The 23929-nt window shown below is 72.1% G+C and carries 23 protein-coding genes and 2 tRNA genes; 7 read left to right on the forward strand and 18 right to left on the reverse strand.

Annotated elements, in window-relative coordinates; translation table 11 throughout:
* Positions 1-31 precede the first annotated feature (31 nt).
* Positions 32-1009: a phosphotransferase gene (locus PYR91_RS31260; RefSeq protein ID WP_279785700.1), complete on the forward strand. Its 978-nt coding sequence runs from the start codon at positions 32-34 to the stop codon at positions 1007-1009.
* Positions 1010-2572 (forward strand): amino acid permease, encoded by a 1563-nt coding sequence (locus PYR91_RS31265; protein ID WP_279785701.1) that lies wholly within the window; start codon positions 1010-1012, stop codon positions 2570-2572.
* A gap of 32 nt (positions 2573-2604) precedes the next feature.
* On the opposite strand, the gene lipB is transcribed toward PYR91_RS31265, so the two are convergent.
* Positions 2605-3267, reverse strand: coding sequence for a lipoyl(octanoyl) transferase LipB (gene lipB, locus PYR91_RS31270; RefSeq protein ID WP_279785703.1), 663 nt, complete (start codon positions 3265-3267; stop codon positions 2605-2607).
* A 31-nt stretch (positions 3268-3298) separates the two neighbouring features.
* Positions 3299-3505, reverse strand: coding sequence for a PspC domain-containing protein (locus tag PYR91_RS31275; RefSeq protein WP_279785705.1), 207 nt, complete (start codon positions 3503-3505; stop codon positions 3299-3301).
* Between the two features lie 162 nt (positions 3506-3667).
* On the opposite strand from PYR91_RS31275, the gene PYR91_RS31280 reads away from it, so the two are divergent.
* The gene (locus PYR91_RS31280; RefSeq protein WP_279785707.1) at positions 3668-4246 is read left to right on the forward strand and encodes a hypothetical protein; all 579 of its coding nucleotides are present in this window, start codon (positions 3668-3670) and stop codon (positions 4244-4246) included.
* A gap of 73 nt (positions 4247-4319) precedes the next feature.
* Here the strand turns inward: PYR91_RS31280 and PYR91_RS31285 are convergent, their stop codons facing one another.
* The 5 genes from PYR91_RS31285 to deoC form a co-directional block, all read right to left on the reverse strand.
* A complete protein-coding gene (locus tag PYR91_RS31285; RefSeq protein WP_279785709.1) occupies positions 4320-5294 on the reverse strand; it encodes a hypothetical protein in 975 nt (324 codons plus the stop codon).
* Positions 5295-5465: 171 nt separating this feature from the next.
* Positions 5466-6335: an aldehyde dehydrogenase family protein gene (locus PYR91_RS31290; protein ID WP_279785711.1), complete on the reverse strand. Its 870-nt coding sequence runs from the start codon at positions 6333-6335 to the stop codon at positions 5466-5468.
* Positions 6328-6537 (reverse strand): hypothetical protein, encoded by a 210-nt coding sequence (locus PYR91_RS31295; protein WP_279785712.1) that lies wholly within the window; start codon positions 6535-6537, stop codon positions 6328-6330. The genes PYR91_RS31290 and PYR91_RS31295 overlap by 8 nt, the downstream gene beginning before the upstream one ends.
* Positions 6530-7978 carry an aldehyde dehydrogenase family protein gene (locus tag PYR91_RS31300; protein WP_279785714.1) on the reverse strand — a complete coding sequence of 483 codons (1449 nt, stop codon included), beginning with the start codon at positions 7976-7978 and terminating at the stop codon, positions 6530-6532. Before PYR91_RS31300 ends, PYR91_RS31295 begins: the two co-directional genes overlap by 8 nt.
* A gap of 11 nt (positions 7979-7989) precedes the next feature.
* Entirely contained in the window at positions 7990-8946 is a 957-nt protein-coding gene (gene deoC, locus PYR91_RS31305; protein WP_279785767.1) for a deoxyribose-phosphate aldolase, read from the reverse strand.
* Positions 8947-9282: 336 nt separating this feature from the next.
* On the opposite strand from deoC, the gene PYR91_RS31310 reads away from it, so the two are divergent.
* From PYR91_RS31310 to PYR91_RS31320, 3 genes are all read left to right on the forward strand, one after another.
* Complete coding sequence (locus PYR91_RS31310; RefSeq protein WP_279785716.1) at positions 9283-9447, forward strand: hypothetical protein; 165 nt, start codon at positions 9283-9285, stop codon at positions 9445-9447.
* A 307-nt stretch (positions 9448-9754) separates the two neighbouring features.
* Positions 9755-12622 (forward strand): helix-turn-helix transcriptional regulator, encoded by a 2868-nt coding sequence (locus PYR91_RS31315; RefSeq protein WP_279785718.1) that lies wholly within the window; start codon positions 9755-9757, stop codon positions 12620-12622.
* A gap of 264 nt (positions 12623-12886) precedes the next feature.
* Positions 12887-13453 carry a TMEM165/GDT1 family protein gene (locus tag PYR91_RS31320; protein ID WP_279785720.1) on the forward strand — a complete coding sequence of 189 codons (567 nt, stop codon included), beginning with the start codon at positions 12887-12889 and terminating at the stop codon, positions 13451-13453.
* 36 nt (positions 13454-13489) lie between these two features.
* Here the strand turns inward: PYR91_RS31320 and PYR91_RS31325 are convergent, their stop codons facing one another.
* From PYR91_RS31325 to PYR91_RS31360, 8 genes are all read right to left on the reverse strand, one after another.
* Positions 13490-14617: a UDP-N-acetylmuramate dehydrogenase gene (locus tag PYR91_RS31325; RefSeq protein ID WP_279785722.1), complete on the reverse strand. Its 1128-nt coding sequence runs from the start codon at positions 14615-14617 to the stop codon at positions 13490-13492.
* A gap of 50 nt (positions 14618-14667) precedes the next feature.
* Positions 14668-15825, reverse strand: a complete 1158-nt coding sequence (locus PYR91_RS31330; protein ID WP_279785724.1) for a hypothetical protein — start codon at positions 15823-15825, stop codon at positions 14668-14670.
* A 96-nt stretch (positions 15826-15921) separates the two neighbouring features.
* Complete coding sequence (locus PYR91_RS31335; RefSeq protein WP_279785726.1) at positions 15922-16350, reverse strand: MaoC family dehydratase; 429 nt, start codon at positions 16348-16350, stop codon at positions 15922-15924.
* Positions 16351-16352: 2 nt separating this feature from the next.
* Complete coding sequence (locus PYR91_RS31340; RefSeq protein ID WP_279785728.1) at positions 16353-16802, reverse strand: MaoC family dehydratase N-terminal domain-containing protein; 450 nt, start codon at positions 16800-16802, stop codon at positions 16353-16355.
* A gap of 213 nt (positions 16803-17015) precedes the next feature.
* Complete coding sequence (gene rpmG, locus PYR91_RS31345; RefSeq protein WP_114028158.1) at positions 17016-17180, reverse strand: 50S ribosomal protein L33; 165 nt, start codon at positions 17178-17180, stop codon at positions 17016-17018.
* Positions 17181-17259: 79 nt separating this feature from the next.
* A tRNA-Met gene (locus tag PYR91_RS31350) sits at positions 17260-17333 on the reverse strand.
* A gap of 216 nt (positions 17334-17549) precedes the next feature.
* A tRNA-Thr gene (locus tag PYR91_RS31355) sits at positions 17550-17622 on the reverse strand.
* Positions 17623-17733: 111 nt separating this feature from the next.
* Positions 17734-17952, reverse strand: coding sequence for a transposase (locus tag PYR91_RS31360; protein ID WP_279785733.1), 219 nt, complete (start codon positions 17950-17952; stop codon positions 17734-17736).
* A 247-nt stretch (positions 17953-18199) separates the two neighbouring features.
* On the opposite strand from PYR91_RS31360, the gene PYR91_RS31365 reads away from it, so the two are divergent.
* Positions 18200-19168: an SPFH domain-containing protein gene (locus tag PYR91_RS31365; RefSeq protein WP_279785735.1), complete on the forward strand. Its 969-nt coding sequence runs from the start codon at positions 18200-18202 to the stop codon at positions 19166-19168.
* A 4-nt stretch (positions 19169-19172) separates the two neighbouring features.
* Here PYR91_RS31365 and PYR91_RS31370 read toward each other — a convergent pair whose 3' ends face one another.
* The 3 genes from PYR91_RS31370 to PYR91_RS31380 form a co-directional block, all read right to left on the reverse strand.
* The gene (locus PYR91_RS31370; RefSeq protein ID WP_279785736.1) at positions 19173-19661 is read right to left on the reverse strand and encodes a MarR family winged helix-turn-helix transcriptional regulator; all 489 of its coding nucleotides are present in this window, start codon (positions 19659-19661) and stop codon (positions 19173-19175) included.
* Positions 19658-22114 (reverse strand): MFS transporter, encoded by a 2457-nt coding sequence (locus PYR91_RS31375; RefSeq protein ID WP_279785738.1) that lies wholly within the window; start codon positions 22112-22114, stop codon positions 19658-19660. Before PYR91_RS31375 ends, PYR91_RS31370 begins: the two co-directional genes overlap by 4 nt.
* 233 nt (positions 22115-22347) lie before the next feature.
* Complete coding sequence (locus tag PYR91_RS31380) at positions 22348-23793, reverse strand: alkaline phosphatase PhoX (RefSeq protein ID WP_279785740.1); 1446 nt, start codon at positions 23791-23793, stop codon at positions 22348-22350.
* Positions 23794-23929: the final 136 nt, after the last annotated feature.

Here is a 23929-nt window from a genome sequence, read left to right on the forward strand (position 1 = left end):
TGGTCTGAAGGTAGACCAAAGGAGGCCCGCCGTGCCAGATGCCCTCACCTCGGCACTCGATCGCGTCGTGGCCTGGGCCGGCCGGCCGGTCATCCCTACCCAGATCAAGGGCGGCCTGAGCCACCGCATCCTGCGCCTGGACACCGAGGACGGCGACCGCTGGCTGCTGCGCGTCCTCGACCCGCGCGTGTCGGCCGCCGGGCTGGGCATCCCGCTCGACCTGGAGATCGTCAACACCACCCGCGCCGCCGAGACCGGCGTCGGCGCGCGGGTCCTGCTCACGCTGCCCGGCGCCGTGCTGCTGGAGTACATCGACGGCCCCACGCTCGACGCGCCGGCCGTGCGCGACCCCGCGATGGCCGAGGGCATCGCGGAGGCCTGCCGCCGCCTGCACGCGGGCCCGCGCTTCGCCACCGAGTTCTCGATCTTCCGTAAGCAGGAGGAGCTGCTGGCGCTCTGCCGCCGGCACGGGCTGGGCACCCCCGCCGGGTACGAGGACCGGCTGCCCGCCGTCGCCGAGATCGAGGACGCGCTGGCGGCCCGGCCGCCGGCCACCGTGCCCTGCCACAACGACCTGCTGCCGGAGAACTTCATCCTGGACGGCACGACGGTCCGCATCGTGGACTACCAGCTCTCCGGCAACAACGACCCCGCCTTCGAGCTCGGGGACATCGCCGCGGAGGCCGACTTCGAACCCGACATGGTCGACCGGTTGACGCGCGCCTACTTCGGGGACGAAGATCCGGCGGCAAGGGTCAGGCTGCACCTGATCATGTCCAACATCACGTGGACGCTGTGGTTCAGCGTCCACCACGGCCTGCTGGCCGAGCACGCCGCGGCCGCCGGCTTCGACTACGAGGCCGAGGCCGCGGACAAGTTCGCCCAGGCCGTACGAGACCTCGACGACCCGGGCTTCGGCTCCCTGATGGACGCGGTGCGGGGCAGGCGACCGTCCCGCGTCCCGCGAAAGGCACCACCCGCACCCCCCGCACCACCCAAGGAGGCCTAAATGGCCCAGCCCTCCGCCCTCGACGACGACGCCGAACGCCTGGCCGAACTCGGATACAAGCAGGAGCTCTCCCGCACCTGGAGCGGCTTCTCCAACTTCGCCATCTCCTTCTCGATCATCTCGATCCTCGCCGGGTGCTTCACCACCTTCGGCCAGGCGTGGAACAACGGCGGCCCCATCGCCATCTCGGTCGGATGGCCGCTGATCTCGGTGTTCATCCTCATCATCGGCCTGTGCATGTCGGAGCTGGTGTCGGCCTACCCCACGGCGGGCGGCATCTACTGGTGGGCCGCCAAGCTGGGCCGCCCGATCCACGGCTGGTTCACCGGCTGGCTCAACCTGATCGGGCTCATCGCGGTCACCGCGTCGGTCGACTACGGCTGCGCCACGTTCCTCAACATCACCATCGGCCGGTTCAGCGAGAGCTGGGCGCAGGGCGACCCGCTGCGGCAGACGTTCCTGCTCTTCGCGGTGGTCCTGGTGCTGCACGCGCTGATCAACATCTACAGCCACCGGCTGATCTCGGTGCTGCAGAACGTCTCGGTGTGGTGGCACGTGGTCGGCGCGGCCGTGGTGGTGGGGATCCTGATCTTCGGGCCGTCGGAGCACCAGAGCGTCGGGTTCCTGTTCGAGCGGTTCAACAACTCCGGGTTCGGCGAGGGCGCCTCGGGCCCGATGTTCTGGCTGTACGTCCTGCCGCTCGGCTTCCTGCTCACCCAGTACACGATCACCGGCTTCGACGCCTGCGCGCACGTGTCGGAGGAGACCCACGGGGCCGCGATGAGCGCGGCCAAGGGCCTGTGGAGGTCGATCTTCTACTCGGCCATCGGCGGATGGATCCTGCTGCTGGCCTTCCTGTTCGCCGCGACCGACGTCGCGGCGGTCAACGAGGAGGCCGGGTTCGTCGGCGCGATCTTCACCTCCTCGCTGACGCCGGCCCTGGCCACCGTGATCTTCGGCATCTCGACGATCGGGCAGTTCTTCTGCGGGATGAGCTGCGTGACGTCGATGTCGCGCATGACGTACGCGTTCTCCCGCGACGGCGCCGTGCCCGGGTGGCGGCTGTGGTCGCGCGTCGACCGCAACCGCACGCCGGTGAACGCGATCATCGCCGGCTGCGCGGTCGCGCTGCTGATCACGCTGCCCGCCCTGTACGCCCCTCCCGGGACCACCACGCCGGTGGCGTTCCTCGCCGTCGTCTCGATCGCGGTGATCGGCCTGTACCTGGCCTTCCTCATCCCGATCTGGCTGCGCCTGCGCATGGGCGACGGCTTCAGGCCCGGCCCGTGGACGCTGGGCCGCAGGTACAGGGTGTTCTGCTGGATCGCGGTGATCGAGATCGCCGTCATCTCGGTCTACTTCGTGCTGCCGATCAGCCCCGCCGGCGTGCCCGGCCACCCGGACTTCACCTGGACGTCGGTCAACTACGCGCCGATCGCGGTGGGCGCGGTGCTGGTGGCCATCGGCCTGTGGTGGCGGCTGACGGCGCGACGCTGGTTCGCCGGCCCGCGCCGCACGATCGACGAGGCGGCCCCGGCCGGGGAGAAGCCTCCCGTCGGCTGACGCCGCCCCTCACGCTCGCGGCCGTCGCCCGCTCACCGCGGCGCGGCGGCCTCGAACGCCTCGGCGACGACCCGGCGGACGTGCGCGAGCACGGGCGGCTCGGCCAGCTCGCGGGCCAGGGAGGTCATGTCGACCTCCGGCATGCCGCACGGCACGGCGTAGTGCCAGGGCTCGAGGTCGCCGTCGACGTTGAGGGCGAAGCCGTGGCTGGTGACGCCGCGGCCTGCCCGCATGCCGATCGAGACGATCTTGCGGCCGGTCTCGCGGGTCCACACGCCGGTGAGCAGTTCCGACCCCGGAGGCGTCTCGCGGCGCTCCGCGGCGAGGCCGAGCTTCTCCAGAGCCTCGACGAGGCGGTTCTCCACCTCGCGGACGTAGTCGACGACGCCCTCGCCGTCACGGAGCTTGACGATCAGGTAGCCCACGAGCTGCCCGGGGCCGTGGTAGGTGAGCTGGCCTCCCCGTCCGGTCGGGACGACGGGGATGCCGTACGAGGGATCGGGCAGGTGCTCGGCGGCGGTGCGCTTTCCGACCGTGAACACCTGCGGGTGGCTGAGCAGCCAGAGCGTGTCGGGCAGGTCGTCGCGCTGACGCGCCTCGACCAGCTCCGACATGCGCTCCATGGCCCGCTCGTAGTCGACGAGCTCGTCCTGGACGAGGGCCAGGGGCCGTGCGCGGAGGGTTCGTTCGCTCACGAGCCCGAGCATACGTCCTACAACCGAACGATCAGCGCCGGGAGTACTGGTTGTAGCCCGCGCCGACCGGTGCCTTCGGCACGAACACCCACATCACCAGGTAGACGACGAACTGCGGGCCCGGCAGGATGCACGAGAGGAGGAACAGCAGCCGCACCATCGACGGCCGCATGCCCCACTTCTCGGCGAGACCGCCGCAGACACCGGCGATCACCTTGTGCTGTCTTGATCTGTGCATGTATCTCTCCCCGTTTCTTCTCCCGTTTCGTGAAGTCCAACGATCGGTACCTCTGCCCCGTTCCGGAAAAGTCATTCACAGCCCCACGCCACCCCCACCGCACGTGCGGTGAACAGGGCCACGACCCCTTAGGGTGGCAATCCCCTGACCATGGAGAGCAAAGTGGATCTGCCCATCCTGCAGGCGCAACGACGTCTCGTCGTGCGCCAGAAGATCACCATGATGGTGAACCGTTATGTGGTCCATCTGGAGGAGCCCGACGGCTCGCAGGGCCCCATGGTCGCGTTCGCCGAGCAGAAGCGCATGGCGTTCAAGGAGCAGGTCACGCTGTACACCGACGAGTCACGCCAGTACGTGCTGGCCGGCTTCAAGGCGCGCAAGGTGCTCGACCTCGGCAGCGGGTACGACGTCGTCGACCACGCGGGCCAGCCGATCGGCTTCTTCAAGAAGGACTTCGCCGCCTCGCTGCTCCGCTCGACCTGGCACTTCCAGCAGCCGGGCCTGCCCACCCTCACCGGCCAGGAGCGCAACTTCGTGGTCAGCCTGGTGCGCCGGTTCGTCGACTCCCTGTCGTGGCTGCCGTACCACTTCGACTTCAAGCAGGGGGCCCAGATCGGCTTCTCGGTGGAGCGCAGGTGGGGCCTGCGCGACCGCTACGCCGTCGAGGTCAACGACCCCCGGCTCGACCGCCGGCTCGTCATCGCGATGGCCGTCGCCCTCGACGCCCTCCAGTCCCGCTGATCCACCCGCCCGGGCGGCCCGCCCCGCCGCCGTAGCCGCCCGGTGAGGGTGACCTCACGATGAACGCCGGCGCTCAGACGCCGGCGGTGGCCGCGGGCAGGGCCGCGCCGACCCGCTCGTCCCGGCCGCGCCGGGCCGGCGCCACGAGCAGCGCCAGCCCCGCCAGCGCCCACACCCCGAGCACGGCGGCGGGCGCCCCCAGGGCCGCCCCGCCGAAGTGGACCACATTGCGCACCGCCTCGGCGCCCGCGCTCACGGGCAGCGCCTGCCCGATCGCCGCGTACCACTCGGGCACGAAGCGCGCGCCGAGCGGCCCGCCGCCCGCGGGCAGCCCGATGGGGATGAACAGGATGGCGGCCAGGCCCGCGCCGGCCACGCCCACCACGCGCAGGAGCCCGGCGACCACCAGGGCGATGGTCAGGGTCAGCGCGGCGGAGACGGCGGCCAGCGCGGCGAGGTCGCCCGGCAGCGCGCCGAACGCCACGTCGGCCAGCAGCGCGTTACCGGCGCCCACCAGCGCCGACCCCAGGGCCATCACGCCCACCCGGGCGCCCGGCCCGAGGCCCGGCGCCTCCCGGGCGAGCAGCAGGGCCAGGGCGAGACCCGGGACGACCAGCGCGAGCGTGTAGAACATGCCCGAGACGCCGCCCGCGTCGCCGGGCGGCAGCGGCACGGCGTCCTCGACGGTGAGCCGGCCGCCCTGGGCCTTGGCGGCCTCCCCGAACACCGTCGTGAGCACGGTGACGGTCGTCCGTCCCGCAGCCCCGGCGACGACCAGCCTGCCCGCCTGCGACACCAGCACGCCGTCGACCTCCCGGTCGAGCAGCGCGGCGCGCGCTTCTCGCTCGGAGGCGTGGCCCGACAGCTCGAAGGCGCCCGGCCGGCGCTGTTCGAGCGTCGCGGCCAGCCGCTCGACGACCTGCGGCGGACCCACCACCGCGACGGGGACGCCGTGCGGCTCGGGGTTGCTCAGCGCGCCGAGGAACGAGCCGGCGAACAGCATGCCCACGAACGTGACGCCCACCAAGATCTGGATGATCCCGCGCATTTTTCACCACCTGTTGAGTTCTCAGTGTCGAGCTCACCATAGACCAAACTCATCGCGGGGTGAATTGTTTGCGCGCACGGGATCAGAACACCGCGCGCCAGACGCGGAAGGCCCCGGCGCCGGGTCGCGAGGACCGGGCTCCGGGGCCTTCGAAAGGGGCCGTGCGGCGGCTCAGACGCCGATCGGGTGCCAGACGGTCTTGGTCTCCAGGAACGCCGTCATGCGCTCGATGCCGGGCTCGGCCAGCCAGTCGACCTTCCCCGCCGGGCGCAGCACCCGCTTGAGGTTCTCGGCGGCGTCCTTCTCGCACGCGACCGCCAGCTCGTCGGGGCAGCCGGTGAGGTCGACCGCGTTGACGTCCATGTGGGCCGACAGCCACGGCGCCAGCTCGGCCGCCCTGCCGGTCAGCAGGTTCACCACGCCGCCGGGCAGGTCGGAGGTGGCCAGCACCTCCGCCAGCGTGATCGCCGGCAGCGGCGCCCGCTCGGAGGCCACCACCACGCAGGTGTTGCCGGTGACGATCACCGGGGCGATCACCGAGACCAGGCCGAGCAGCGGCCCCATCGGCGGCGCCACCACGGCGACGACGCCGGTCGGCTCGGCGCTGGACAGGTTGAAGTAGGGCCCGGCGACCGGGTTGGCCGACCCCCGCAGCACGCCGATCTTGTCGGACCAGCCCGCGTACCAGACCAGCCGGTCGACCGCGGCGTCGACCAGCTCGCCCGCCTTGCGGGCCGAGACGCCGTCGGCGTCGGCGACCTCGGCGGCGAACTGCGCCCGGCGCCCCTCCAGCATCTCGGCGATCCGGTACAGGATCTGGCCCCGGTTGTAGGCCGTGGCGCCCGACCAGCCCGGGAACGCCTTGCGGGCGGCCGACACCGCGTCACGCGCGTCCTTGCGCGAGGCGCGGGCGGCGTTGGCGAGGAAGTCGCCCTTGGAGGAGGTCACGGCGTAGGACCTTCCGCTCTCCGAACGCGGGAACGCCCCGCCGATGTACAGCTTGTACGTCTTGCGCACGGCAAGCCTGCCCGGCTCAGTCATCGCTCCTCCAGGTGGTCTCTTCGAAGGAGAGCCGCGCGGCCATGGCCACCTGGTGGCAGCGGCTCACCCCGCAGCGGTGGGCGAACCAGCCGCGGCGGGTGGTCGTGGCGGCACGCGCGGGACGGGCGTAGGCGCGCCCCTGGGCCGCCTGCGCCCGCCGGGCCCTGCGCGGCCCCCTGCGGTGCTCGCACGGCTCAGACATCGAGATACGCCTCCAGCCCATGACGGCCGCCCTCGCGGCCGTATCCGGACTCCTTGTAGCCGCCGAACGGCGACGTGGGGTCGAAGCGGTTGAAGGTGTTGGCCCACACCACGCCCGCGCGCAGCTTGTCGGCCATCCACAGGATGCGCGACCCCTTCTCGGTCCACACCCCGGCCGACAGGCCGTACGGGGAGTTGTTGGCCTTCTCGACCGCCTCGGCGGGGGTGCGGAAGGTGAGCACCGACAGCACCGGGCCGAAGATCTCCTCGCGGGCGATCCTGTGCGACTGCGCGACGCCGGTGAACAGGGTCGGCGGGAACCAGAAACCCTTGTCGGGGATCGGGCAGGGCGCCGACCAGCGCTCGGCCCCCTCCTGCTCCCCCGCGTCGCTGAGCGACCTGATCTTGTCGAGCTGGGCGGCCGAGTTGATCGCGCCGATGTCGGTGTTCTTGTCCAGCGGGTCGCCGAGCCGCAGCGTCGAGAGGCGGCGCTTGAGCGCGTCGAGCAGCTCGGTCTCGACCGACTCCTGCACCAGCAGGCGCGAACCCGCGCAGCAGACGTGGCCCTGGTTGAAGAAGATGCCGTTGACGATGCCCTCGACGGCCTGGTCGAGGGCGGCGTCGTCGAAGACGATGTTCGCGGCCTTGCCGCCGAGCTCCAGGGTGACCTTCTTGCGCGTCCCCGCCACCGTGCGGGCGATCATGCGGCCCACCTCGGTGGAGCCGGTGAATGCCACCTTGTTCACGTCGGGGTGCTCGACCAGCGCCCGGCCGGTCTCGCCCGCGCCGGTGACGATGTTGACCACGCCGGGGGGCAGGTCGGCCTGCCGGCAGATCTCGGCGAACGCCAGCGCGGTCAGCGGCGTGGTCTCCGCGGGCTTGAGCACGACGGTGTTGCCGCAGGCCAGCGCGGGCGCGATCTTCCAGGCCAGCATGAGCAGCGGGAAGTTCCACGGGATGATCTGCGCCGCGACGCCCAGCGGCCGGGGCTCGGCGCCGAGGCCGTCCCCGCGGCCGAACCCGGCGTAGCGCAGCTTGTCGGCCCAGCCGGCGTAGTAGAAGAAGTGCGCGGCCACCAGCGGCAGGTCGACGTCGCGCGACTCGCGGATCGGCTTGCCGTTGTCGAGGGACTCAAGGACGGCCAGCTCGCGGGCGCGCTCCTGGATGATGCGGGCGATCCGGAACAGGTACTTGGCGCGCTCGCGGCCGGGCAGGCGGCTCCACACCGAGTCGTAGGCCTTGCGCGCCGCCGTGACGGCGCGGTCGACGTCGGCCTCGACGGCGTAGGAGAACTCCGCCAGCACCTCCTCGCTCGCCGGGTTGATGGTCTTGTGCCGCTCGCCGCCCAGGGAGTCGACCCACTCGCCGTTGACGAACAGGCCGTAGGAGGGCTGGATGTCGACGACGTCGCGCGACTCGGGCGCCGGTGCGTATTCGAACATGCGGGGCCGCCTCAGTCGAGGGTGAAGTAGTCGGGACCGGCGTAGCGCCCGGTGGCCATCTTCTGGCGCTGCATCAGCAGGTCGTTGACCAGGCTGGAGGCACCGAGGCGGAACCACGCGGGGTCCAGCCAGTCGGGGCCCGCGGTCTCGTTGACCAGCACCAGGTACTTGATGGCGTCCTTGGTCGTGCGGATGCCGCCCGCGGGCTTGACGCCGACCATGCGGCCGGTCCCCGCGCGGAAGTCGCGCACGGCCTCCAGCATGACGAGCGTCACCGGCAGCGTGGCCGCCGGGGAGACCTTGCCCGTGGAGGTCTTGATGAAGTCGGCCCCGGCCAGCATCGCCAGCCAGGAGGCGCGCCGCACGTTGTCGTAGGTCGCCAGCTCGCCGGTCTCCAGGATCACCTTCAGGTGGGCGTCCTCGCCCTCGCCGTCGCGCGCGCAGGCGGCCTTGACGGCGGCGATCTCCTCGTAGACCTTGCGGTAGTCCCCCGAGAGGAACGCGCCGCGGTCGATCACCATGTCGATCTCGTGGGCGCCGGCGGCCACGGCGAACGCGGTGTCCTCCACCTTCACGCCGAGCGAGGACCTGCCGCTCGGGAACGCCGTGGCGACGCTGGCCACCCGCACGCCCGACCGGCCGAGGGCCTGCACGGCCTGCTCGACGAGGTCGGGGTACACGCAGACCGCGGCCACCTTGGGCACGGACGGGTCGCCGGGATCGGGGCGCACGGCCTTGGCGCACATGGCGCGCACCTTGCCGCGGGTGTCGGCGCCCTCAAGGGTGGTCAGGTCGACCATGGAGATCGCCAGGTCGATGGCGCGCGCCTTGGCGGTCGTCTTGATGGAGCGGGTGCCGAGCATCGCGGCGCGCTGGTCGGCGCCCACGCGGTCGACGCCCGGCAGACCGTGCAGCAATGCCCGCAAAGCCGCGTTCGATGACGCGGCCTCGGCGAGCGGAGTCGTCAGTGTTGACACGCCCCCAGCATCGCCGACCAGCCCGATTGTTCCAAACCGGACGCGGCGCCGGAGCCGCGCGCGGCGTCGCCGACGCCGCGACCTGCGGCGACGGTCAGATTTCCGGCGGATGTCATCCGGCGGTCTCCGGGGCGCCGCCCCGCGTCGGCCCGCCCCGCGCACGATGGGAGGCGCCGGGGCGGGGGCGCCTAAGGCGCGGGCCCGGGGGTCTTAGGCCGCCTTACGCCCTCCCGGCCGGCGAGATAGGGCATCCGCCCGATGTGGGCCGGGGCACCTTAGGCCGAGTCTTGAGTTACCAGAGAAAGACGACACAAGGAGAACGCCGAAATGGCTCCCGAACTGCACTACCAGCTCATCGTCCACCGCAGGACCGAACTCCAGAACGAGGCCGGCGCCCACCGCCGCGCCCGCGAGGCCGTCGCCGGCAGGAAGGCGCGCGAGAGCGGCACCGAGCGGCGCCGCGTCGTCTTCGGCAAGCTCCGCACCACGTGACGGCCTGGTGCGCCGTCGCGGGACGGCGATGGCGTCCGCGAGGGCACGCCGGTCAGCGCGCCCGCCGGGGGGTCCGCGCCGGAGCGCGCCTCACCGGCACCGGCCGGGCCGCCTCCCAGCGGGCCGACCGGGCGGGCCTGCGACGGTCCGCCGCGCTGCGGGCGAGTCCGTGGACACGAATGCCCGGCCGGAACCCTCCCTCCCGGCCGGGCATCACCTCGTGGACCCCAGACCCGGGTTAAGCCGCTGGATAAATAGGGCGAACAGATTTCATGCGCGTGACATGCTTGCTGACATGGTCGGTCGGATGGTGAGTCCCGTCTTCGTAGGCCGGGAAACCGAGCTGCGAACGCTGTCCGAGGCATTCGAGCAGGCACGCAAGCAGGCGGCGTCCGCCGTGCTCCTCGGGGGTGAGGCCGGCGGAGGCAAGACCCGCCTGGTCACCCGCTTCGCCGAGGAGGCGGGCCACACAGGGGCGCACGTTCTCATCGGCGGGTGCGTCGAGCTGTCCACCGAAGGCCTCGCCTACGCGCCCTTCACCGCGGCGCTGCGCCAGCTCGTCAGGGAGATGGGCGCGGCCGAGGTCGCCGCGCTGCTGCCCGACGGCGCCGCCCGCGACCTGGCCCGGCTGCTGCCGGAGTTCGGCGAGCCGACCGGCGACCGCGAGACCGAGACCGGCAGGGCCCGACTGTTCGAACAGTTCCTCACCCTGCTCGAGCGCCTGGCCGAGCGTCGCTCGGTGATCCTGGTCATCGAGGACGCCCACTGGGCCGACCGCTCCAGCCGCGACCTGATCGCCTTCCTGAGCCGCAACCTGCGAACCGCCCCGGTCCTCATCGTCATGACGTACCGCTCCGACGAGTTGCACCGCCAGCACCCCCTGCGGCCCGTGCTGGCCGAGCTCGGCCGCGTCGAGGGCGTGGTGCGGCTCGACCTGCCCCGGCTGAGCCTCGGCGAGGTCGCCGCGCAGATGGCCGGCATCCGGGGCAGCATGCCGGAGTTCGCCCACGTGCAGGCGGTTTACCAGCGCAGCGAGGGCATCCCCCTGTTCGTCGAGGCCCTGCTGGAGCAGGACGACGACAGCGGCCTGCCCGAGTCGCTCCACGACCTGATCATCAACTCGGTCGAACGGCTGCCCGAGGACACCCAGCGCGTGCTGCGCGTCGCCGCCGCCGGCGGCAACCGCGTCTCCCACCAGCTGCTCGCCGCCGTGGCCGACATGTCGGACGTCGAGCTGGAGGACGCGCTCCGCCCCGCCATCGCCGCCAACGTCCTGCAGGTCGCCGACGGGCGCGCGTACGCCTTCCGGCACGCCCTCATCCGCGAGGCCGTCCACGAGGAGATGCTGCCCGGCGAGCACAACCGCGTGCACGCCCGCTTCGCCGAGGAGATCGACCGCGACCGCAGGCTCGTGCCGCCCGGCCGCGCCGCCATCGAGATCGCCCACCACTGGTACTCCGCGCGCGACAACCTGTGGGCGCTGATCTCGGCGTGGGAGGCCGCGAGCAAGGCCGCCATGGCGTTCGCCTACACCGAGCAGCTGCAGCTCCTCGAACGCGTGCTCTCGCTGTGGGACCGCGTCCCGGACGCCGCCGGGCGCATCGGGGTCGACCACACGACGATCCTGGAGCTGGCGTCGGAGGCCGCGGTCATCAGCGGCGAGACCGAGCGCGGCGTCAAGTTCGTCAAGGGCGCGCTCGCCGAGCTGGACGAGACCGCCGAGCCCGAGCGGGTGGCCACGCTGATGGTCCGCTGGGCGCAGATGAAGATCGACAAGGGCAGGCGGGGCGGCCTGGAGGATCTTCGTTACGCCGAGCGACTGGTGCCGCACCCCAGCGCCACGCGCGCCCAGGTGCTCATGCGGCTCGGCTCGTTCCTGATGTTCGTCAACCAGACCGTCGAGGGCTCCGCCCTCACCCTGGAGGCGCTCGGCATCTCCCGCGAGCTCGGCGACGAGTGCCTGGAGGCCGACCTGCTGGTCAACCTCACGCTCGGGCACTCCCTGGCCGGCGAGCTGGAGAAGGCGCTGGCCACCAACGCGCGGGCCATCGAGATCGGCAAGCGGCTGCACGCCGGACGCATCGTGATGCGGGCCATGGGCAACAACGTGGACGCGCTCAACAACCTCGGCCGCTCCGAGGAGGCGGTGCTGCTCGCGCTGGAAGGCGAGGCCCTGGCCAAGAAGTACGGGCGCTACCGCGTCTCGGGCACCTTCATGGCCAACAACCGCGCCGAGGCGCTGGAGTGCCTCGGCCGCTGGGACGAGGCCGTCGAGGTGATCGAGAGCGTGGCCGCCATGGACCCCATCCCGAGGACCCGCGCTCACCTGCTGCGGGTGCGCGCCGACATCGCGGCCGCGCGGGGCGAGGTCGAGTTGCTGGAACGCATCCTCGGCGAGATAGGCGCCCTGCACGGCGAACGCGCCGAGCCCGCCCAGGAGTGGATGGCCGACATCCGGCTCGCGGTGGAGCTGCGCCTGCTGCGCGGCGACCCGCTGGGCGCGCTGACCATCACCGACGAGCTGCTGTCGGCGTCCGGCAACGCCCACTCCAGCAAGGCGATGCTCGGGTGGCGGGCGATGGCGCAGGCCCGCCTGGTGGTCGACGCCGCCGCCGCCGTGGACGCCGACCGGGCCCGGGAGTCCTGGGCCCGCGCCGAGGCGTTCACCGCCACCATGACCGCCTCCGGGCCGGTGGCCGAGGCCTTCCGCCTCATGTACCGCGGCGAGTTCGACGCGGCGGCGGCCACCTGGGAACGCGTGGGACGCCCCTACCCCCGGGCCAGGTCGCTGACCCAGGCCGCCGTGGCGGCCGCCAAGGCCGGCGACCGCGACGGGGCCGCGGCGCGGCTGCGCGCGGCGTACCCGCTCGCCCGCGCGCTCGGCGCCCGGCCGCTGCTCGTCGAGATCGAGTCGCTGGGCCGCCGGGTGGGCGCGGTGCTGGCCGAAGGCGCGGCCGGCCCGCAGGCCGCCGTGCCGGGCGCCGACCTGACCCCCCGCGAGCTGGAGGTGCTGCGGCTCGTCGCGCTCGGCCGCTCCAACCGCGAGATCGCGAGCGAGCTGTTCATCTCGGCGAAGACGGTCAGCGTGCACGTGTCCAACATCCTCGGCAAGCTCTGCGTCTCCACGCGCGGCGAGGCCGCGGCGACGGCGCACCGCCTGTCGCTGCTCGGCTGACCGGCGCCGAAATCTTTTACCGCCCGACGGAATGCGACCTTTAGCGCATCCGTTAGGGTTGTGAACACCGAAGGGGAGTAGTCCCAATCGCGTCGGTCGACACGCTGGCGAAAGCCCGGCCACGCGAGCCTCACCGAGGCGGACGAGACCTTCGGCCCAGCAGCACACGTAAATGCTGCCGGGCCGAAGACGTCGTACCCGGTAGATCCCCCGGTGCTCCGCGTTCAGGCCCGGTCGCGTGACAGGAAAGGGCGACCCCCCCTCGTGGAAGCGTTCTGGATCAGTCTCGGCGTCGTCTTCGTCGCCGAGCTCGGTGACAAGAGCCAGCTCATGGCACTCACCTTCGCCACCCGTTTCAAGGCATGGCCGGTGCTCGCCGGCATCACCATCGCGACGACCGTGGTCCACCTGTTCAGCGTCGGGGTGGGCGGGCTCATCGGCGACGCGCTGCCGCGTACCGCCGTCACCATCGTGGCGGGCCTGGCGTTCCTCGGCTTCGCGCTGTGGACGCTGCGCGGCGACGAGCTCACCGACGAGGAGTCCGCCAAGGCCAGGCGCACGACGCGCAGCGCCCTGATCGCGGTGACCGTGGCCTTCTTCCTGGCCGAGCTGGGCGACAAGACCATGCTCGCCACCATCACCCTGGCCACCCAGCACGGCTGGCTGGGCACGTGGATCGGCTCGACGGTCGGCATGGTGGCCGCCGACGCGCTGGCCATCGCCGTCGGGCGCGTCGTCGGCACCCGCCTGCCGGAGAAGGTCATCCGCTACGGCGCCGCCGCCGGGTTCGCGGTGTTCGGCGTGGTCCTGCTCGCCGAGGCCCTCATGTAGCGGCGGGCCCGTGCCCCCGCGCCCCGGTGGGGCGGCTCAGAGCTCCAGCCCCACCAGGACCGGCTCGTTGACCAGCGTCACGCCGAACTTGGCCTGGACGCCCTCCCTGACCTCGCGCGCGAGCGCCAGCAGGTCGGCGGCCGTGGCCGGCGCCTCCTGGGGCGCGGCGGGGGCCGTGGGAGAGCCCGCGAGCGCCTCGGGGTCGGTGGGGAAGCCGGTGACCGCCGGCCCGCCGGGGTTGGTCAGCGCCAGCGTGTGCTTGGTCGAGATGCGCGCCGGCCCCCGGCTGTAGCCCTTGTGGAAGCCGGCGTGCTCGATGAGCCAGGCGGCGGGCACCTTCACCCCGCCGTCGGGCATGTCCCAGCGGGGGTGGCCGGGCGCCCTGCGCTCCAGCTCCTCGGCCTCCGGCGCGGCCAGCACGGGGTTGGTGAAGAACGACCCCGCGCTGTAGGTGTCGGGGTCGGCGGCGTCCAGTACCATGCCCTTGCCGCGGCGCAGGTCGAGCACGGCCGCGCGCGCGTCGTGCAGGGGGACGGTGGCGCCGAGCCGCACGCCGAGCCGCGCCGCGAGCTCCTTGTAGGCGACCGGCGCCGACCGGCCGGACCTCTCAAGCACGTACGCCACCGACAGCACGACGTACCGCGACAGGTCGGCCTTGAAGGCGCTGTGCCGGTAGGCGAAGCCGCACCGCTCGGCGCGGAGATCACGCACCTCGCCCGCCCGGCGGTCGTAGACCCGGACGTGCGAGACGGTCTGCGCGACCTCCTGCCCGTAGGCGCCGACGTTCTGGATCGGCGTCGAGCCGACCAGCCCGGGGATGCCCGACAGGCACTCCACGCCGGACCAGCCCTCGGCCACCGTGCGGGCGACCAGGGCGTCCCAGTCCTCACCGGCCTCGGCGGTGAGCACGACCCGTCCCCGCTCCTCGGCGATCTCGACCCCGCGGGAGCGGACGCGCACCACCAGGCCGTCGAAGCCGGCGTCGGAGACGACCAGGTTGCTGCCGCCGCCGAGCACGAGCACCGGCTCGCCGCGCCGGTCGGCCTCGGCCACCAGCGCGGCCAATTCCTCGCCGGAGTGGGCGGTCGCGAACGCGCGGGCGGCCCCGCCCACCCTCAACGTGGTGTACGGCGCGAGCCGCACCCCTGCAACGCGGTCAGCCATGCACCTTCCCCCGCACGTGGACGCCGGCGCGGGCGCGCCGGCTCCCCAGCCTAGACCGAACGCAGCAGGCCGAGGACGCGGTCGTAGGTGCGGCGCGACTCCCGGTCGCGGTAGCCGGGATCGACGTCGTGGTAGGCGTGGTGCCGCTCCTGGTGCACGGGCAGCTCGCCCTCGGGCACGACGACCCTCCCGGGCAGGGCGAGGGAGAACTCCAGATCGGCGTTGCGGTAGTAGCGCGCCTCGGCCGGGAACCCGCCGGCCTTGAGCGCCTCCTCGCGGCGCACGGCGATCAGGTAGCCGAGCAGCGCCCTGACCTGCCCGGGCCCCGCCTCGTGCCAGTTGTGACCGTCGTCGTCGGGGTCGACGCCCTTCCACCCGGCGGCCACCACGTCGCCGCGCAGCGCGGCGGTCAGCGGCGTCAGCGCGTCGCCGTCCAGGATGGTGGAGGTCTCCATCGCCACGTGGATCTCGCGGTCGTCCAGCTCCAGCAGCTTGTTCCGGCTCGCGCCCCACCCGGCCGAGCCGCCCCGCCAGTGCGGGGTCTCGGCCACGTGCCAGGCCGCGACGCGCTCGGGGTGCCGCTCGGCCAGCTCGTGCAGCACGGTGCCCGCGCCGTCGATGTCGCCGAGGTCCAGGGCGAGGATCTTGGCGTCGGTGTGCGAGATGAGCGCGTCGAGGCACTTGCGCAGGTCGGCTGGGTGGCCGTCGACCAGCAGGCCCACGGTGACCGTCGCGCTGGGCGTCTCGTCGTGCTCCTGGGCGGTCGCCGCCGCGCTGATCGCCTGGTCCATCCTGGACGTCGCGAGGCTGGAGTCCCACAGCACCTGCGAGGCGACCATGTTCTCGGTGCCGACGTGCTCCTCGACCTGGTCGGCCACCCCCTCGGGCCGGCCCCGCTCGGGGTGCGCGCCCGCCTGGTCGTCCTCGGGGCGGTCGTTCGCGCGCCGGCCCCCGGCCGCGTCCTCGGTCACGTCGGAACCCTCGCCGCGGGGCTCGCCGTCCTCGGACGCCGGGATGGACTCCACTTTCGGCCACACCTTGAACGGCGGCTTGGGGGCCAGCTCGAACCGGTCGCCGGAGTCGCGGACCACCCATCCGGCGTCCTCGATCTCCTGGCGCAGGATGTCCGCCGCGGAGAAGTCGCGCTCCGCCCTGGCCTTCGCCCGCTGCTCGGCGAGCCCCTGTACATGCTTCGGTGCCTCAGTCACGCTCGCCCCATTACCCACCTGCGGCGGATGCATTCAGGACACCGCGCGCGTACCGGGTGGCGGGCGTCACCCGGCCCCGGGCGGGCTCAGGCCAGATCAGGCCAGCCGGACCGTCGCGCGCGCCCGGGACAGCACCCGCGCGTCGCCCGACCGGGCGGTGAGCGCCAGGACCACGAGGTTGCCGTCGAGTTTCTCCTCGACGACGCCGCTCACGCTGATCACCGCGCCGGCCTCGTTGTCGGGGACGACGACCATGGAGGAGAACCGCACGCCGTAGTCGACGACAGCTCCGGGATCGCCCGCCCAGTCGGTGACGAACCGCCCGGCCTGGGCCATCGTGAACATGCCGTGCGCGATGACGTCGGGCAGGCCCACGGCCTGCGCGTGGCGCTCGTTCCAGTGGATGGGGTTGAAGTCGCCGGACGCGCCGGCGTACATGACGAGGTTGACGCGGTGGACCGGGTAGTCGACCGCGGGGATCTCGTGGCCGACCTCGATCTGGTCGTACTTCACCGTCGACGTCATGGTCAGGCCGCCCCTCCGCGCTCGACGAGCGTGTTGTACGTCGTGCAGACGGGCTCGCCGGCCACCGTCGTGACGTCGCTCTTGATCGTCAGCATCTCGTTGCGGCCGACGCTGCGGATCTCGGAGATCGTCGACGTGCACAGCAGCTCGTCGCCGGCGTAGACGGGCCGGGCGTACTCGAAGCGCTGCATGCCGTGCACCACCATCGAGTAGTCGAGGCCGAGCTCGGGGTCGGCGAACGCCTCGCCGGCGCCGGACAGGCTGAAGACGATGGGGAAGGTGGGCGGGGCGACGACGTCGGGATGACCGGCGGCGCGCGCGGCCTCGGGGTCGCGGTAGATGGGGTTCTGGTCGCCGATGGCGGCGGCGAACTCCCTGATCTTGACCCGGCTCACCTCGTAGGGTGCCGGCGCAGGGTACGTGCGCCCGATGTAGTCACGGTTCAGAGCCATCGTGCCGGAGCCCCTTCGCAGTGCCGGATGACCAGGCCGAGGCTAACAGAACCGCCTTCGCCTGGGTCACCGGGAACCCCGGGGGCGCCGCACCTTGGACCACCGTGCGTCGAACGGCCGACGGCCCGTGCGCTCACCGTGAGGGTGCGCGGCGTCGGGCCGTGGCCTGCGAGCGCCGCGAGCCTCGGCGAGGCGGGCGGCGGCCCGGGAGTGTCAGCGGGTCTCGCGGTGAGGCCGGTGGCACTTGCAGTTCGGGCAGTACTTCTTCAGCTCCAGGCGATCCGGGTCGTTGCGCCGGTTCTTCCGCGTGATGTAGTTGCGGTGCTTGCACTCCTGGCAGGCCAGCGTGATTTTCGGCCTAACGTCGGTGGCAGCCACGTGGGAGTGCCTTTCTACGTTTGGGACACATGGACAACCCGAACCCGGCACCTCGATACAGAGGGACCTGGCAGGGTAGTAGCGGAGGCCGGACTTGAACCGGCGACACAGCGATTATGAGCCGCTTGCTCTGCCTGACTGAGCTACTCCGCCTCAGGCCGTCGAACCCGACCGGCCTCGGCAAGGATACCCGACCTGTACGACGATCGCGCACTGCGTACGCGCCGTCCGATGCGGGCCCGGTACTCCCAGTATGCCTGATAGCGCGGCTCCCACACTTCTCCTATTTTGTGCCGAACCGCCGGCGGGCGCACCCACCCAAGCGAAAAGCCCCGCCCGATAAACCCGGGAAGGGCGTTCGCGCTGTCGAGCCCCTTTACGGAATCGAACCGTAGACCTTCTCCTTACCATGGAGACGCTCTGCCGACTGAGCTAAAGGGGCTTGCCCTGCCTGCGCTTCGCGTTACCGCGTGCGCTGCGGACAGGTGCAACCATACACGGACCCCGCGGCCGACGCGAATCAGAACGCCCATCGCGGGGGGCCGCCGAGGGCCTAGCGGAACGCCTCCTCGCGGGGGCGCGAGGGGCGCCGGCCGAAGGGCAGGCTGATCACTTCGCAGAGATCGGCGAGGTTCACGAAAGCGCGCAGCTCCTCCACCGAGAAGCAGTCGACGACGTACTCGCCATGGCGGCGGAGGCGGAGAACCTGGCGATGCCCACGCATCGCGGATGTGACCTCGTAGCCGTCCGGGCCGACCCAGCGCGTCTCCATAAGCGGACACAGTATGCCCAAAGCTTTCCCCTTCGCAGGGAATGACTGGGGTCCCCTCATCACCACTGGTCACGCCCGACGTCCCGGCGTGGCGGCTTGCGCGATCGTACGGCACGGGCTCCAGGCGCCGGGCCGGGGACAAAAATGTTCCCGGAAAGTCTTGTCGTATTGTTCAACGATTTCTACGGTTAGGTCAGATCGTGCGAGTGCCATCCCGAAGATCGGTTGATCCAGCCCAGGAGGCCTCATGTACACACGTGCCATCCTCGTCTCCATAGCGGTGGCGACGGCCGTCATCACCGCGATCACCTCGGTGATCGGCCTGTTCGTCGGCCTGGAGAGCACCAACGGCGGCGAGGTCGCGGTCGTCCGCGACGGCGGCCCGTTCGACGACAACCTCGTGCGGCAGATCATCGACCCGGCCTCCGGGGTCACCTGGACCGGCTGGTGGTCCCAGGTGCACGTGTACCCGGCCCAGCAGCGCTTCTACACGATCACCGCCGACGCCAAGCGCAGCACGCTGCTCGGTGTGGACGTCGTCACCGTCCCCAGCAGCGACGGCGTCAACATGGGCATCGAGGGGACGCTGTACTTCACGCTGAACCTCGACCACGAGACGCTGCGGGTGTTCGACGACAAGTTCGGCACCCGCCGGTTCCGCGGGCAGGACAACGAGATGCGCTACCCGTACGAGGGCGAGGAGGGCTGGTCGGCCTTCTTCGGCCAGGCCATCCGCCCGGTGGTGGACAACGCCCTGCGCAGCCAGGTGGGCGCCTTCCGCTGCGCCGAGCTCGTCTCCTCCTGCGCCTTCGTGGAGAGCGGCGCCGCCAGGGAGACGGTCAGGATGGAGGCCCGGGAGAACAACGCGACGCTGACGAGGATCCAGGAGGCGGTGAACAGCTCGCTCGACCGCGACCTGCGGAGCATGCTCGGCGCGCCCTTCCTGACCGACCTCCGGTTCAACCTGGTCAAGGTCTCGCTGCCGCAGCAGGTGCAGGCGTCGGTCGACCGGGCGCAGGCCGCGTTCGCGTCGCTCGCCGAGTCGCAGGCGGCGGTCGCCCAGGCACGTGCCCAGGCCGAGGCCAACAAGGCGCGGCAGGACGGCTACAACGCCTGCACCACCTGCGCCGAGATCGAGAAGCTCAAGGCGCTCCCGCAGGGCATCACGGTCTACGCGCCCGGCAACGCCGGAGGCGTCGCGCTGCCCACCCGGTGACCCCTCACCCGGGGGAGCCCCAGGGGCCCGCCTCGCTTTCGACGAGGGCGTTGAACCGGGCCAGCATCTCGCCCAGCAGCCGGACGTCGTCCTCGGGCCAGGTGCCCAGCAGCCGGAAGAACCGCTCCTGGCGGGCCGCCCGCGCCCGGTCGAGGCGCTGGCGGCCCTCGGGGGTGAGCGCCAGGAAGTGGGCGCGCCCGTCCAGGGCGTCGGGGCGGCGGCCGACGAGGCCGAGCTCCTCCAGCACCTTGAGCTGGCGGCTGATCGTCGCCTTGCCGACGCCGAAGTAGGCCGCCAGGTCGCTGGAGCGCGCGGGGGCGGCCTCGTCGATGCGCACGAGCAGGCTGTAGGCGCCCGGCTCCAGCTCGGGGTGCACCGCGCGGCCGACCTCGGCCGACAGCGCGCGCGACCGCCGGAACAGCACGCCGAGCTGCCGCTCGACCGCGTGGTACGCCGCCCGCTCGTCCACCGGGATGGCCTGTGTCTCCGTCATCGCGCCGCCTCCTCACTCCAGTGTGCCGGATGGCCGAGCCACAGGTCGTACGCCTCCTCTCCCTGCCCGGTGAGGTCGAGGGCGCCGGCCACGGGCGGGTAGCCGGTGGCGATGACGGTGTACTGGCCTCCGGTGAGGTCGTCGAACGCGTAGCGGCCGTCCTCGCCGGTGGTCACGGTGCCGACGACGTCGCCGGCCGCGTCGAGCAGCGTCACGCGCGCGGCGCCCAGCGGCCCGGCGTCGCGGACGCGCACCGTGCCCCGGACGTGGGCGCCCGGGGGCAGGACGACGTCCTGCCGGCTCAGGCCGGTCGCGACCGCGACGGGCACCGCCACGGGGCGGCGGCCGGTGGCGCTCACCGCGAGCGTGTAGGCGCCGGTGACCACCCCGGCGAAGGCGTACGACCCCTCAGGCCCGGTGACGCCGGTGGTGACGACCTCGCCGCGCGGGTCGGTCAGCAGGACCATGGCGCCCGAGACCGGCGCGCCGCCGGTGTCGGTCACCGTTCCGGCCAGCCGGCCGGAGCCCGCGAGCACGACGTCGAACTCCAGCGGTCCGGCGCCGACCACCACGGTGGCGACCTGCGGGTCGTGCTCGTCGGCGGAGGCGATCAGCACGTAGGTGCCGCCCCCGGGCGTCCACAGGGCGTAGCCGCCGTCGGCGTGGGAGATGGCGCGGCCGAGCTGGTGGCCGCGCACGTCGATCAGCGTGACGGCCGCCCCGCCGACCGGCAGGCCGTCGGCGCCGCGGACGAACCCGTATACGCCGTGCCCGCTCGGCACCGCGGCGGCCGCCTCGCCGTGGCCGTTCACGGCCGCGGCGGACGGGGCCGTCGCGGGGGCCGGAGCGCCGGCGTCGCGCTGGGCGTGGCGGCCGGGGAGATTGCCGTCGCCCGCAGCGGCGTCGGAGCTCAGGGCGGAGGTGCGCAGCGGGACCTCCTTGATGAACAGGATGGCGACCAGCGCCAGCAGCGCCGCCGGCGCCGCGTACAGGAACACGTCGCCCACCCCGTGGCCGTAGGCGCTCTCCACGACGGTGCGCACCGGCCCGGGCAGCGCCGCGATGTCCGGGACCGCCCCCTTGCTTCCCGGCACGGCCCGGACGCCCACCTTGGCCAGGCCCTCCTCGGTGTAGGAGGCGACGCGGTGGGCGAGCAGCGCTCCCAGCACGGCCACGCCGACGGCGCCGCCGAGCGAGCGGAAGAACGCGACCGACGCGCTGGCCGCGCCGAGCTGCTCGGGCTCCACCTGGTTCTGCACCGACAGGACGAGGTTCTGCATGGTCATGCCGACGCCGGCGCCGATCAGGACCATGTAGACGGCCAGGAGCCAGTACGCGGTGTCGTACCGCATCGCGCCCATGAGCCCGAACCCGGCGGTGAGCGCCACGCCGCCGGTCACGAGCAGGGCCTTCCACCGTCCGGTGCGGCTGATGATCTGACCGGTGACGTACGACGACACCGCCAGGCCGAGGATCATCGGCATGGTCATCACGCCGGCGACGGTGGGGGTCTCGCCGCGGGCGAGCTGGAAGTACTGGCTGAGGAAGGTCGTCGCGCCGAACATGGCGACGCCGACCAGGAGGCTGGCGACCGTGGCCAGGCTGATCGCGCTCCTGCGGAACAGGCGGATCGGGACGACGGGATCGGCGGCCCGGCTCTCCACCAGCAGGAAGATCAGGGCGAGCACCAGCGAGCCGCCGACCATCGCCGCCGACTGCCAGGACACCCAGTCGTACTTGGTGCCGGCGAAGGACACCCACACCAGCAGCAGGGAGACCGAGGCGGCGACCAGCGTCGCGCCGGCCCAGTCGACCTTCACCCTGCGCTTGCGCACGGGCAGGTCGAGCGTGCGCTGCAGGACGATCAGCGCGACGACGGCGAAGGGGACGCCGACGTAGAAGCACCAGCGCCAGCCGAGCCAGGAGGTGTCCACGATCAGGCCGCCGATCAGCGGGCCGCTGATGGTGGCGACGGCGAAGACCGAGCCGAAGTAGCCCGCGTAGCGCCCGCGCTCGCGCGGGGAGGCCATCACCGCCATGATCGTCTGGGCGAGCGCGGTGAGGCCGCCGACGCCGAGGCCCTGGATCACGCGCGCGCCGATCAGCATGCCCGAGCTGGTGGCGACTCCGGCGATGGCCGAGCCGGCGACGAAGATGACCAGACCGAGCTGCACCAGCAGCTTCTTGCTCATCAGGTCGGCGAGCTTGCCCCAGATGGGGGTGGAGACCGTCGTGGCGAGCAGCGAGGCGGTGATCACCCAGGTGTACGTCGTCCCGTCGGCGTGCAGGTCGACCATGATCGTCGGCAGCGCGTTGGCGACGACGGTGGACGACAGGATCGCCACGAACATGCCGAGCAGCAGGCCCGAGAGGGCTTCGAGGATCTGCCGGTGCGTCATCGGCGCCGCCGGGGCTTCCACCGTCCCCGCCTCTGCCGGTACCGCGGTTGTCATCGGATTCCTTTCGAGCGCCGGGCGGTCCGGGCGTGGAGGCGCGGGACGGATCTCCCGCGTCGCCTTGGCGCTCCATCTAGTTGCCTTGGGCAAACATATGTCATTGCCTTAGGCAACCAACACAGATGTATCCGGGTTTATGTCCGGTATAGGGAAGTAATCCGCCCGCAACGACACCGCCCCGCCCTCTCGTGGAGGGCGGGGCGGCGGGGGGTGCGGTGGCGGCGCGGCCGTCAGTGGCCGTGCGGGCCGTGGTGGTGGTCGTCCTCGCCCTCGCCCGGCTTGCGCCAGGGGCCGGTGATGGCGAACACGTAGCCGGGCGACTGGATGTTGGCGAAGAGGATCCTCCCGTCCGGGCTGAAGGTCGGGCCGGTGAACTCGCCGTCGTCCATCTCGTTCCTGGCCAGCGGGTAGGACGTGCCCCGCCTGGTCACGCCGACCAGGTGCTGCACGCCCTCGCCGTCCTCGGCCAGGATGATCCCGCCGTACGGGGAGACGGTGATGTTGTCGGGCCCGTCGTAGGCGGTGTCCTTCTCCGGGTCGGGGTTCACCCCGAAGATCGTCTTCAGCTCGACGGTCTCGGAGCGCGGGTCGTAGAACCACACCTGGCCGTCGTGCTCGTTGACGCTGCCGTCGTCGTCACGCGCGTAGCTGGAGACGAAGTAGGCGCCGCCGTCGGCCCACCAGGCCCCCTCCAGCTTGCGGGCGCGGGTGACCTGCTCGTCGGTGAACTGCTTGCGCACCGAGACCTTGGCGGCGTCCCGGTCGGGCACGTCGACCCACCTCACCTTGTACGTGGTGCCCGGCCGGGTGGCCCGGGACAGGTCGGCGACGTGCTTGCCGCCCTTGGAGCAGCTCATGGCCTGCAGCCTGCCCGCGGTGTCGCCGCCCTCGCGCAGCGCCAGGGCACGCAGCTCGCCCTTGCGCCCGCGGAAGCCCTTCGGCGGAACCCACCGGAAGTAGAGCCCGTTCGGGCCGCTCGCGTCCTCGGTCTCGTAGATGACGAAGGTGTGCGGGTCGACCGCGACGGCCTCGTGCGAGAACCTGCCGAGGAACTTCAGCGGCACGGGGTCGCGGTTGGCCGCGCGGTCGAACGGGTCGACCTCGAACACGTACCCGTGGTCCTTCAGCAGCGCCCCGCCCGCGCGCTCCTCGGTCTCCTCGCAGGTGAGCCAGGTGTTCCACGGCGTGATGCCGCCCGCGCAGTTGTTGTGCGTCCCGGCGACGCTGACATACTCGCGCACGCGGCGCCCGTGCCGGTCGACCTCGATGGTGGTGGTGCCGCCGCGCGCGCCCGGGTCGTAGGTCAGGCCGGGCAGGGTGGGCACGGGGTAGGGCTCGTCGCCGCCGATCTCGTGGTTGTTGACCAGCACGAAGCCGTCACGCGCTCGGAAACACCCGGTGCCGTCGGCGTCGCTCGGCGTCGGCTCCCCCGACTCCAGCAGCGTCTTGCCGGCCTCGGCCACGATCGAGTAGGAGAACCCGCGCGGCAGCGCCAGCACCCCCGCCGGATCCGCGACCACCGCCCCGTACCCCACCACCCCGCGCGTCCCGCCCTCTGCGGCGGCCTGCGCGACGCCGCTCCCGGCGATCGCGTCGAAGCTGCCGGCGACGGCGATTCCCAGCGTGCCGGCCGTCGCCGAACGCAGCAGTTCACGACGGGAAAGAGAGGAGCTCATGACCACACACCTGTCCAATACACGAAGAGCAGTACCCCAGGACCAAATCCCTCCCCCATGAACACCCCCCACCCTCCCCCGAACCCCCCGATGAACACCCCCCGAACCCCCACCCCCATCCTCCATCCGACCTAGA

Origin of the sequence: Sphaerisporangium sp. TRM90804, assembly GCF_029846175.1 — a bacterium.
GTDB lineage: Bacteria > Actinomycetota > Actinomycetes > Streptosporangiales > Streptosporangiaceae > Sphaerisporangium.

What these genes read in the sequence shown, in the direction of transcription:
- PYR91_RS31265 (WP_279785701.1), top strand. Translation starts at nt 1,010, where the DNA reads ATGGCCCAGCCCTCCGCCCTCGACGACGACGCCGAACGCCTGGCCGAA.
- PYR91_RS31275 (WP_279785705.1), bottom strand. Translation starts at nt 3,505, where the DNA reads ATGCACAGATCAAGACAGCACAAGGTGATCGCCGGTGTCTGCGGCGGT.
- PYR91_RS31285 (WP_279785709.1), bottom strand. Translation starts at nt 5,294, where the DNA reads ATGCGCGGGATCATCCAGATCTTGGTGGGCGTCACGTTCGTGGGCATG.
- PYR91_RS31290 (WP_279785711.1), bottom strand. Translation starts at nt 6,335, where the DNA reads ATGACTGAGCCGGGCAGGCTTGCCGTGCGCAAGACGTACAAGCTGTAC.
- PYR91_RS31295 (WP_279785712.1), bottom strand. Translation starts at nt 6,537, where the DNA reads ATGTCTGAGCCGTGCGAGCACCGCAGGGGGCCGCGCAGGGCCCGGCGG.
- PYR91_RS31300 (WP_279785714.1), bottom strand. Translation starts at nt 7,978, where the DNA reads ATGTTCGAATACGCACCGGCGCCCGAGTCGCGCGACGTCGTCGACATC.
- PYR91_RS31310 (WP_279785716.1), top strand. Translation starts at nt 9,283, where the DNA reads ATGGCTCCCGAACTGCACTACCAGCTCATCGTCCACCGCAGGACCGAA.
- PYR91_RS31315 (WP_279785718.1), top strand. Translation starts at nt 9,755, where the DNA reads ATGGTGAGTCCCGTCTTCGTAGGCCGGGAAACCGAGCTGCGAACGCTG.
- PYR91_RS31325 (WP_279785722.1), bottom strand. Translation starts at nt 14,617, where the DNA reads ATGGCTGACCGCGTTGCAGGGGTGCGGCTCGCGCCGTACACCACGTTG.
- PYR91_RS31335 (WP_279785726.1), bottom strand. Translation starts at nt 16,350, where the DNA reads ATGACGTCGACGGTGAAGTACGACCAGATCGAGGTCGGCCACGAGATC.
- PYR91_RS31340 (WP_279785728.1), bottom strand. Translation starts at nt 16,802, where the DNA reads ATGGCTCTGAACCGTGACTACATCGGGCGCACGTACCCTGCGCCGGCA.
- PYR91_RS31360 (WP_279785733.1), bottom strand. Translation starts at nt 17,952, where the DNA reads ATGGAGACGCGCTGGGTCGGCCCGGACGGCTACGAGGTCACATCCGCG.
- PYR91_RS31365 (WP_279785735.1), top strand. Translation starts at nt 18,200, where the DNA reads ATGTACACACGTGCCATCCTCGTCTCCATAGCGGTGGCGACGGCCGTC.
- PYR91_RS31370 (WP_279785736.1), bottom strand. Translation starts at nt 19,661, where the DNA reads ATGACGGAGACACAGGCCATCCCGGTGGACGAGCGGGCGGCGTACCAC.
- PYR91_RS31375 (WP_279785738.1), bottom strand. Translation starts at nt 22,114, where the DNA reads ATGACAACCGCGGTACCGGCAGAGGCGGGGACGGTGGAAGCCCCGGCG.
- PYR91_RS31380 (WP_279785740.1), bottom strand. Translation starts at nt 23,793, where the DNA reads ATGAGCTCCTCTCTTTCCCGTCGTGAACTGCTGCGTTCGGCGACGGCC.